The sequence below is a fragment of the Frankia sp. Cppng1_Ct_nod genome, assembly GCF_920656135.1.
Lineage (GTDB): Bacteria > Actinomycetota > Actinomycetes > Frankiales > Frankiaceae > Protofrankia > Protofrankia meridionalis.
On record NZ_CAKKTK010000119.1, the window covers coordinates 1 to 8,907 of the forward strand.

The following is an 8,907-nucleotide window of genomic DNA, read 5'->3' on the forward strand; positions in this document are numbered from 1 at the left end:
GGTTGAAAAGAATCTCAAGATTCAAGATCGTTTAAGTAAGAAGTGGCGCCTCGCACTGGACATGCTCGACGAGATCACCGGCAGCTGGGTGCTACCCCGGCGGCCGGTCGTCTGCGATCCCGGTTCCTGGTCCTACCCGTGCGCCCGGCCAATCGCGACATCCCCCGCGCACCCGACGGCCGCGTGCCGCTGCGGCTGTTGCTGGCCGAATGGCCCGAACGGGCGGACGAACCCACCGATGTCTGGCTGTCGAGCCTGCCCGCCGACACCCCGCTACCCACCCTGGTGCACCTCGCCAAGATCCGCTGGCGTGTGGAGGCCGTGCCCGGTCAGAGCGCCCCTATTGCCGGGCGTTCTTAGCTGTGACTGTCGATGTCCTCCTCCTCGGGCGGGACCACCGGCGGAAACCCGTGTTGGACGAGACGTCGGTTCCGGAAGTGACCTCCGGTGACGAAACCCAGGCCGACGGTGGCGGCAAGAAGGAAGAGTGAGATCGTCAGCCGGACACCCAACGGGCCAGGTAGCAGCGCGAACATGACCGCGAACGGCAACATGAGCAGCGTCGGACGGGACGCCTGGCGGATCCGCCACCGTGGGGCAGTCAGATCGTGTGCGACCCAGTCGCGGTACCGGGCGGGCAGCGCCCCGCCCACCAGGTAGTACACCCGGCCCGCCGGCGGCGGGCGCTCCGGACGGGTCGACCGCGGACCGGCGGGCTCCACTGAGCCGTCCGACGGAGCCTTTTTGCTACCAACGTCCATAGGGTCAGCCTACGAAGAGTTCGGTTCGCTCGGGGTCCCCGCGTGTCGTACAGGGACCCCGAGACGGCCCTAGTCCTTGATCTCGCAGAGGACGGCGCCACTGGAGACGACTCCGCCCACGGTCGCGGAGAGCCCGGTCACCGTGCCCGCCCGGTGCGCGTTGATCGGCTGTTCCATCTTCATGGCTTCCAGGACGACCACGAGGTCACCGACCTCGACGGTGTCGCCGTCACTGACCGCAATCTTGACGATGGTGCCCTGCATCGGGCTGGTCAGCGCGTTCCCGGTCACGGCATTGGCGACCTTGGAGCCGGATCGTCGCCGTGGCGGAGCGCCTCGACCAGCCGACGGACCCGCGGTGACCGCCCCGAAGCCTGCCGGCAGGACGACCTCAAGACGTCGGCCGCCGACCTCCACCACCACCGACTCTCTCGGGGCCTGTTCGGTGTCGGCGTCCACCCCTCCGGTGAAGACCGGGATGGTGTTGTCGAACTCGGTTTCGATCCAGCGGTTGTGAACCCGGAACGGCTCGGTCGCGTCAGCGGGCGCGAATGCCGGATCCCGTACCACCGCCCGGTGGAACGGCAGGACCGTGGCCATGCCGTCCACGGCCATCTCGTCCAGTGCGCGGCGAGCGCGCTCCAGCGCCTCGGTGCGGGTCGCACCCGTGACGATCAACTTGGCGAGCAGGGAGTCGAAGGCGCCACCGATCACGTTGCCGGACTCGACGCCGGCGTCGACCCGCACACCCGGGCCGGTGGGCGCGACGAACCGGGTGACCGTCCCCGGTGCGGGTAGGAAGCTGCGTCCCGGGTCCTCGCCGTTGATCCGGAACTCGATCGAGTGCCCGCGCGGGGTCGGGTCGACCGGGTCGAGGGCCTCACCCTCGGCGATCCGGAACTGCGCGCGGACCAGGTCGATGCCGCTGGTCTCCTCCGTGACCGGATGCTCGACCTGTAGCCGGGTGTTGACTTCGAGGAAGCTGATCATCCCGTCTCGGGCGACGAGGAACTCGACCGTTCCCGCGCCCACATAGCCGGCCTCCCGGCAGACGGCGCGGGACGCCTCGTAGAGGGACTTGCGCTGCTCCTCGGTGAGGAACGGAGCCGGGGCCTCCTCGACGAGCTTCTGGTAGCGCCGTTGCAGCGAGCAGTCACGGGTACCGACGATGACGACCGTGCCATGACTGTCCGCGAGGATCTGGGTCTCCACGTGGCGTGGCTGGTCGAGGTAGCGCTCCACGAAGCACTCACCCCGGCCGAAGGCCGCGGTCGCCTCGCGCACGGCGCTCTCGAACAGCTCGGGCAGTTCGTCGGCGCTCCAGGCGACCTTGAGCCCGCGCCCACCGCCACCGAACGCCGCCTTGATCGCTACTGGCAGCCCGTACTGGTCGGCGAAGGCCACAACCTCGTCGACGCCGGAGACGGGGTCGGGGGTACCCGGTGCCAGCGGCGCACCCACGGCGAGGGCGATGTGACGGGCCGCGGTCTTGTCGCCCAGGCGCCGGATCGCCTCGGGCGGCGGTCCGATCCAGGTCAGACCCGCCTCGATGACCGCCTCGGCGAAGTCGGCGTTTTCCGAGAGGAAGCCGTACCCGGGATGGACCGCGTCGGCGCCGCTTGCCCGGCAGACATCGAGGATCTTGTCGATCCGCAGGTAGGAGTCGCCCGGTGTGCTGCCCGAGAGAGCGTACGCCTCGTCGGCAATGCGTACGTGGAGAGCCTCTATATCGGGCTCGGCGTACACCGCGACGCTGGCATATCCGGCGTCGCGGCATGCGCGGACGATCCGGACAGCGATCTCTCCCCGGTTGGCGATGAGGATCTTACGCACGTTTCTCCCGTCCTCGTTCAGCGTGGCTGAGTCTAGGCGAGTTCGGCGGCACAGGCTGTCTTTGGAGCGCCCGGTAACAGGCCGGCCGACCCGGCAGATCTTGCGCATCGCCGGGTGGTGGCCATGCCACCCCGCCTCGGTCGTTCCCGCTGATCCCCCACGTGGCTATTGGCGTCCGGTGGCTGCCGGAATGGCAACGGCCGCTGATGGTCTTCCGGGCGCTGGGCCAGAGGTTTCTGGGCAGCGTCGAACCACGCAGCGACAGTGAGGAACATTGCCATCGGACGTTTACCAAGGAGAACTGAAGATTACCAGCCTGCCCGGGTTCGGGTCCCCTGAGTGAATCCGGCCTGTCGCCACATGTTCGGGCCGGAATGTATGGCCCCGCGAAACGTCGCGGCACGGTCCGTCCAGCCCGAAGGTGTCGCATCCTCGGCGGGCGGGACGGCCGCGCGGAGGCGGAGTACCGCGACCAGCGCGGCTATCTCTTCGGCGGAGGCATCCGCGGGCACCACCCGAAGATAGGGGTGGGCGTGAACATCACCACTGGTTTCCACCTCGTGGTCCTTCCATCGGCGTGGGCTCGCCAACCGCCGGGCAGGCCCGCCACCGGCGTCATGTCGCGGTGCGGGCCAGCCGGGGCCGGTGTTACAGCGGGATGTTTCCGTGCTTCTTGGGCGGGAGCGACTCCCGCTTGGTCCGCAGCAGCCGCAGCGCCCGGATCACCTCACGTCGGGTCACCGACGGGGGGATCACCGCGTCCACGTACCCGCGTTCGGCTGCGATGTACGGGGTGGCGAAGTGCTGGGTGTAGTCGGCGATCAGCTCGGCACGGCGACTTTCCGGGTTCTCCGCGGCCGCGAGCTCGCGACGGTAGATGATATTCACGGCGCCCTGCGCGCCCATCACCGCGATTTCCGCGGTCGGCCAGGCCAGATTGATGTCGGCTCGCAGATGCTTGGAACCCATGACGTCGTAGGCACCGCCGTACGCCTTGCGGGTGATGATGGTCACTTTCGGGACGGTGGCTTCGGCATAGGCGTAGATGAGCTTCGCGCCCCGGCGGATGATGCCGTTCCACTCCTGCGACGTGCCGGGCAGGAAGCCCGGCACGTCGACGAACGTGAGAATCGGGATGCTGAAGGCGTCACACGTCCGCACGAACCGCGCGGCCTTCTCGCTGGCGTCGATGTCCAGGGTGCCGGCGAAATGCATCGGCTGGTTGGCGACGACTCCGACGGATCGCCCGTCCACCCGCCCGAAGCCGCAAATCATGTTCTGGGCGAACTGGGCGTGGACCTCAAGGAAGTCACCCTCGTCGAGAACGTACTCGATCACCGTGTGCATGTCGTACGGGGTGTTCGGTGAGTCCGGGATGAACACGTCCAGCTCGGGACTGACCTCGGCCGCGACGTCGGCCACCTCGGAAAAGCCGGGCGGATCCGTCATGTTGTTGGAGGGCAGGAACGACAGCAGCGCCTTCGCGGTCTCCAGGCAGTCGAGCTCGTCCGCGGCCTGGAAGTGGGCGACCCCGCTGCGGGAGTTGTGCGTGTGGGCGCCGCCGAGCTCCTCCATGCCGACGTCCTCGCCGGTCACGGTCTTGATGACGTCCGGACCGGTGATGAACATGTGACTGGTCTGGTCGACCATCAGGGTGAAGTCGGTAATGGCGGGTGAGTACACGGCGCCACCGGCGCACGGACCCATGATCAGCGAGAGCTGTGGGACGACGCCCGAGGCCATCACGTTGCGATAGAAGATCTCGCCGTACAACCCGAGGGAGACCACGCCCTCCTGGATGCGTGCACCGCCCGAGTCGTTGATGCCGACCACCGGGCAACCCGTCTTCAGCGCCAGGTCCATGATTTTAACGATCTTCTCGCCGAAGACCTCGCCCAGGCTCCCCCCGAAAACGGTGAAGTCCTGGCTGAACACACACACCTGACGGCCGTCGACGGTGCCGTAGCCGGTGACCACACCATCGCCGTACGGACGGTTGAGGTCCAGGCCGAAGTCGTGTGCGCGGTGCCGGGCGAACGCGTCCGTCTCGACGAAGGAACCGGGGTCGAGGAATGCCTCGATCCGCTCGCGGGCCGTCATCTTGCCCTTGGCGTGCTGGGCATCGACCGCTCGCTTCGAGCCGGCGTGAACCGCTTCGTCGGTCACCCGGGTCAGCTCGGCGATCTTGCCGGCGGCCGTGAGGAGATCGGGTGCCGGAGCCGTCGAGGGATCCGGCGCGGGAACGGGAAGTGCCATGCCGGGCAGCGTACGGCGGGCGTGGCTCCACGCGCTCGATTCGAGCGAAGATTGCACATCCGGTGGTTCCGTGGCGGACGGATGGCACGCTGGCAGATATGCGGACCTCGGCGGCACAACCTCGCAGACTTCCCCTGGACAGCGGCCTGCTGGCGGCCAGCCTCTCCGGCGACGGTCTTGACGTACGGGTCGTCCAGGAAACCGGCTCGACCAACGCGGATCTCGTGGCCGCGGCGAAGGCAGGCGCCGGCGAAGGCCGGGTGCTCGTCGCCGAGCTCCAATGGGCCGGACGTGGGCGTCTTGACCGGTCGTGGACGTCGCCACCCGGCGCGGGCCTGACCTTCTCCGTGCTGTTCCGTCCCACCGTGGCGTCCTCAAACCTGGGATGGCTGCCGCTGGTCACCGGCGTCTCGCTGGTCACCACGCTGCGGCGGTTCGCGGGGATACCGGCCGTGGTCAAATGGCCGAACGACATCCTGGTGGACGGCGCCAAGCTGGCCGGAATCCTCGCCGAGGCCGTCCCCGTCCAGCCTGGAGAGGCCGCGGTGGTGGTCGGTGTCGGCCTCAACGTCGACACTCGTGCCGACGAGCTGCCACCGGGCGCCACCAGCGTGGTGCTCTGCCAGCAACAGGTGTCGCATCCCCCCACCGGTCGGGGGGAGCTGTTCATCGAACTGCTGCGGGGGCTGGTCGGCGCGTATCGAAGCTGGTCGACCGAGCCTGCGGCCGTTGGGGAGGCCTACCGGTCGGTGTGCGCAACTCTTGGTCGTCAGGTGCGGGTCGAACTGCCCGGAGGATCGGTCCTGATCGGTACCGCGACCGATGTGGACGCCCACGGTCGGCTCGTCGTCGACGGGCGGGCCTTTGCCGCGGGGGATGTCATCCACCTGCGCTGATCCGTCCCGATTCGTGCCGGGCGGTGGATGACCCGATGACCCGATGACCCCGCCTGTCACGTGCGGGTGAGACGATCGGTCTTGTGGGGTTTCCAGAGAATATTCTGACCAGTGACGAAGAGGTCGTCCTGCACCTTCACCCGCACTGGATCAGGTTGGCCGGGCCGGCGAGCGCCTTCATAGTGCTCCTCGGCCTGACGTTGTTCGGTGTGCTGGCCGTCCCGGCCGGTTCCTTCCAGCACGCGGCGCAGTGGCTCATCATCGTGGTCGCCTCGGTCGTGGTCTTCTTCGCGAGCCTGCGGCCCTGGCTCCGGTGGATCACGACGAGCTATGTGGTCACAACCGAGCGGGTCGTCATCCGGGTGGGGATTCTCTCCCGGGACGGCCGAGACATCCCGCTTCAACGGCTCAACGACGTCTCGTTCCATCATTCGTTCTGGGAACGGCTGCTGGGATCGGGCACCCTGACCATCGAAAGCGCGGGTGAACGCGGTCAGGTGGTGTTGGCGAACCTGCCGCGGGTCGAACAGGTACATGGGACGCTCTACCGGCTGGCCGAGGAGGACGACATGCGGCGTCGGGGCCTCGCCGACGATGACGACCGCGGTGCCCTGTAAGCGCCGGGCACTGTAAGGGTCAGGCCAGCGGGTCGAATCCCTTCCACCACTCGAAGAGGGACTGTGCGTCGGTGTCCGCGGCGGTGAAGCCGAGAAGGTCCTTGTCATAGGTCCAGAAGAGCACGGAGCGCTGTTCCTGCCGGGAACACAGGAGCGATCCGACGTCCGTATCGGGATCGCTCGTGAACTGCCAGGTCTCGACACCGGTTCCACCGGTCCGGCAGGTGCCGTTGGTGGTGATCCGGCTGGCGCGGAAGTCGATGTCGCTGCGTAGCGAGCTGCTGGAGTAGTAGTGGTACGCCACCACGGTAAGCCCGTTGCTGGAGCTGCATTTCAGGGACGCGTCGATGGTCGAGTTCTCCCCGGCCGGGTTCGCCGCGCAGTTGGTCAGCTCGGTGGCGTCCAACGCGGCCCAGAGCCTGCGTTCGGCTGTCGTGAAATCACCCGAGGACGCAGCGGTCGGAGGTGTTGTACGAGGCGTCGCGGACAGGGTGGGGGCTGCGGCGTTCGGCGGTCCCACCGGGATGGCAGACAGGGACCGACGCGCGGTCGGGGCCGGTCCGGGCTTGTCCGAGCCGGTCGCGGCGAGGACGACCACGGGTATGGCGACAGCGAGAACCACCGCGGCGACGATCGCCGCGATCAGGCTGTTTCGCCGCCCGGTCGACGGCGGTTGCGGCGCTGTACCCATCGGAGCGGTCGCATACGAACCCACTCCGGGCGGCGGGTAGGAGCCCGAGGACGGGTACCCGCCGGGCGGCGGGTAGGAGCCCGAGGACGGGTACCCGCCGGGCGGCGGGAAACCGCCGGATGGGCCGCTCGGCGGTGGGTACTGGCCGTACGCTCCGGCGGGCGGTTGGGTAAACGGGTACCGGGCGGTCGGGGCGTACTCGTTGCGGGACGCCGCCTGGTACTGCTGCCCGGGCGGGACCGTGCCAGGCCGCGGGTACGTATCACCCGGACCGGCCTGCGCCTGCGCATACGGACCTGGCGCATACGGACCTGGCGCGGGGGGTTCGGTGAGGATACGGGTGACGTCGGCGTCCTTCGCCGCGTTCACGGTGCCGAGTTCGTTCACGGCGAGCAGCGCGCCCAGTGGGATCGTGCTCTGGGGATCCTCGACGGGCCGAGGCTGGACCCCGGTCATCTCCGCCAACAGCGTGGACACCCGCGGCATGTGACTCGATCCGCCGGCAAGGAAGATCTCGGCCAGCTCGCCTGGCCGTACGCCGGCGCTCTCGGCGGTGCGGATCAACTCCGTCACGGTCGCGCGCAGGTCACTGTCGATGGAGGCTTCCAGATCCGCTCGGGTGACCTGGACGTCGGGCACGGATCCACCCGGCCGGATGGGGTAGCTGTCAACGGTCGACAGCGCTTCCTTCGCGGTGGTGACCTGCTGGCGCAGCTGGTTGCGTAACCGCTGCCCGGCGGGGCTCGGGTCGGCCCACAGCGCGTCCCACGCGCCCGGATCGAGGGTGCGTGCGCGTTCGGAGACCCGGCGTAGCAGGACCTCGTCGATGTCGTCGCCGCCGAAGTCGGAGATGCCGCCGGGCTCGCCTCTGATCTCGAACCCGTTGGGCGTCGCGGTGAGAATCGTCGTCGCGAGAGTCGTGGAGCCCAGGTCGTAGACGGCGACGGCCGTACCCGGCCGGAGGCTGGTCGGATCGACATGCCTGCGGGCAGCCGCAATCGGCTCCGGGATGAGGACGACGTCCCCGAGACCGGCCCTGGTGGCGGCCATCTGGAGTTTGTCGACCTCGGTGGCGCCCCATCGGACGGGCGCGGTGAGGACCACCTGCTGGGGCGCCGGCCCCGCGACATGACGCGCTGAATCATGCAGGACCTGGCGCAGAACGACCGCGATCAGCTCGATGGCGGGGAGGGACACGCCGCCGAGCTGGACCCGGTCGGTTGTCTCGAGGGCCCGCAGCGGGTTCCGCTGTGCGCGGTCAGGGTGGGTCGCCGCGAGGTCGGCGGCGGCGACACCGGTCAGCAGGCGACCATCGTCGCTCAGGGCGACAACAGTCGGCATCGGCCCGTCCGGTCCGAGCCGGAGGATTTCCGCCTGGCCGTTCACGGCAACCGCGGCGGTGGTAAAGCCGGTGCCGATGTCGACCGCGAGTGTCAGGCCGGTTGTCACGTTCCCCCGTTCACGGATTGTAAGAGCACATTATCCGGTTCCGTGGGGGTGGTCGTGTTCCGGGTGGATGTCCGATTCGCCCGAAATGGTGACCGTCTGGCCGGGACGACGTCGCTGCGTCAGGTTGATTCCTCGCGCCTGCGTCCGGTGGCGTACGGCACGATCAGATCGTTCACGATCCGCTCCATGAATCCGACGTCCACGGGCTCACCGGAAAGCAGGATTCGCTGGAGCACGAGCGCCGGGCCCAGCTCCATGAGTACTGCCCGGTCGGTCTCGGCGTTGATTTCTCCGCGCGAGATGCCGCGTTGTGCGATGACGTCGGACGCTGCTTTGCGCTGGGCGAGCAGACCGTTGCGAAGAGCGTCCCGCAGTTCAGAATTACGGGGCATCTCGGACACGAG

At 68.4% G+C, this 8,907-nt stretch carries 9 protein-coding genes; 3 read left to right on the forward strand and 6 right to left on the reverse strand.

The features are described from left to right. Positions 1-138 precede the first annotated feature (138 nt). On the forward strand, positions 139-360 hold the full coding sequence (locus tag NBW77_RS21135) for a hypothetical protein (RefSeq protein WP_207386855.1): 222 nt from the start codon (positions 139-141) through the stop codon (positions 358-360). Here the strand turns inward: NBW77_RS21135 and NBW77_RS21140 are convergent. The 4 genes from NBW77_RS21140 to NBW77_RS21155 form a co-directional block, all read right to left on the reverse strand. Next, the gene (locus NBW77_RS21140; RefSeq protein ID WP_250280211.1) at positions 357-761 is read right to left on the reverse strand and encodes a DUF5313 family protein; all 405 of its coding nucleotides are present in this window, start codon (positions 759-761) and stop codon (positions 357-359) included. The two genes, NBW77_RS21135 and NBW77_RS21140, sit on opposite strands and share 4 nt — an antisense overlap. Positions 762-830: 69 nt before the next feature. Further along, positions 831-2,594 carry an acetyl/propionyl/methylcrotonyl-CoA carboxylase subunit alpha gene (locus NBW77_RS21145; protein ID WP_250280212.1) on the reverse strand — a complete coding sequence of 588 codons (1,764 nt, stop codon included), beginning with the start codon at positions 2,592-2,594 and terminating at the stop codon, positions 831-833. Positions 2,595-2,902: 308 nt separating this feature from the next. Beyond that, complete coding sequence (locus tag NBW77_RS21150) at positions 2,903-3,151, reverse strand: acyl-CoA carboxylase subunit epsilon (protein WP_131745624.1); 249 nt, start codon at positions 3,149-3,151, stop codon at positions 2,903-2,905. Between the two features lie 91 nt (positions 3,152-3,242). Then, the gene (locus NBW77_RS21155) at positions 3,243-4,850 is read right to left on the reverse strand and encodes an acyl-CoA carboxylase subunit beta (protein WP_131745625.1); all 1,608 of its coding nucleotides are present in this window, start codon (positions 4,848-4,850) and stop codon (positions 3,243-3,245) included. A gap of 98 nt (positions 4,851-4,948) precedes the next feature. Between NBW77_RS21155 and NBW77_RS21160 the strand changes: the two genes are divergently transcribed. Continuing rightward, positions 4,949-5,746, forward strand: a complete 798-nt coding sequence (locus tag NBW77_RS21160) for a biotin--[acetyl-CoA-carboxylase] ligase (protein WP_131745626.1) — start codon at positions 4,949-4,951, stop codon at positions 5,744-5,746. 83 nt (positions 5,747-5,829) lie between these two features. Further along, complete coding sequence (locus tag NBW77_RS21165; RefSeq protein WP_131745627.1) at positions 5,830-6,363, forward strand: PH domain-containing protein; 534 nt, start codon at positions 5,830-5,832, stop codon at positions 6,361-6,363. A 19-nt stretch (positions 6,364-6,382) separates the two neighbouring features. Here NBW77_RS21165 and NBW77_RS21170 read toward each other — a convergent pair whose 3' ends face one another. Both NBW77_RS21170 and NBW77_RS21175 read right to left on the reverse strand, forming a co-directional pair. Beyond that, positions 6,383-8,503 carry an Hsp70 family protein gene (locus NBW77_RS21170; protein WP_131745628.1) on the reverse strand — a complete coding sequence of 707 codons (2,121 nt, stop codon included), beginning with the start codon at positions 8,501-8,503 and terminating at the stop codon, positions 6,383-6,385. A gap of 119 nt (positions 8,504-8,622) precedes the next feature. Next, the coding region (locus NBW77_RS21175; protein WP_250280213.1) for a TetR-like C-terminal domain-containing protein at positions 8,623-8,907 on the reverse strand (285 nt) is incomplete at its 5' end.

What these genes read in the sequence shown, in the direction of transcription:
- NBW77_RS21140 (WP_250280211.1), bottom strand. Translation starts at nt 761, where the DNA reads ATGGACGTTGGTAGCAAAAAGGCTCCGTCGGACGGCTCAGTGGAGCCC.
- NBW77_RS21155 (WP_131745625.1), bottom strand. Translation starts at nt 4,850, where the DNA reads ATGGCACTTCCCGTTCCCGCGCCGGATCCCTCGACGGCTCCGGCACCC.
- NBW77_RS21160 (WP_131745626.1), top strand. Translation starts at nt 4,949, where the DNA reads ATGCGGACCTCGGCGGCACAACCTCGCAGACTTCCCCTGGACAGCGGC.